Below are 250 nucleotides of genomic sequence, written 5' to 3' on the forward strand. Positions count from 1 at the left end.
ACCTTGGCGTGCCTTTACCTATTATAACTGGGTCCGTTTTTGCGCGGTTCTTATCGGCAATGAAAGAAGAGCGTGTACGTGCTAGCAAAGAATTGACTGGTCCTAAGTTTAATTTAGAAGCTGTTGGCTTTGGTAATGATCGAGCGGAATTAATTGAAGCTATTCGTAAGGCGTTATATATGAGTAAGATTTGCTCTTACGCACAAGGATTCACGCAATTGAAGGCAGCTTCGGAAGAATATAACTGGAA

1 pseudogene is annotated in these 250 nt (G+C 41.6%); it reads left to right on the top strand.

Annotated features, from left to right (window positions below):
• Positions 1-59 precede the first annotated feature (59 nt).
• Positions 60-250, top strand: a pseudogene (locus tag AOA62_RS29870) (NADP-dependent phosphogluconate dehydrogenase); the annotation flags it as partial.

This window comes from Pseudomonas sp. 2995-3, assembly GCF_002742565.1.
GTDB classification, from domain to species: domain Bacteria; phylum Pseudomonadota; class Gammaproteobacteria; order Pseudomonadales; family Pseudomonadaceae; genus Aquipseudomonas; species Aquipseudomonas edaphica.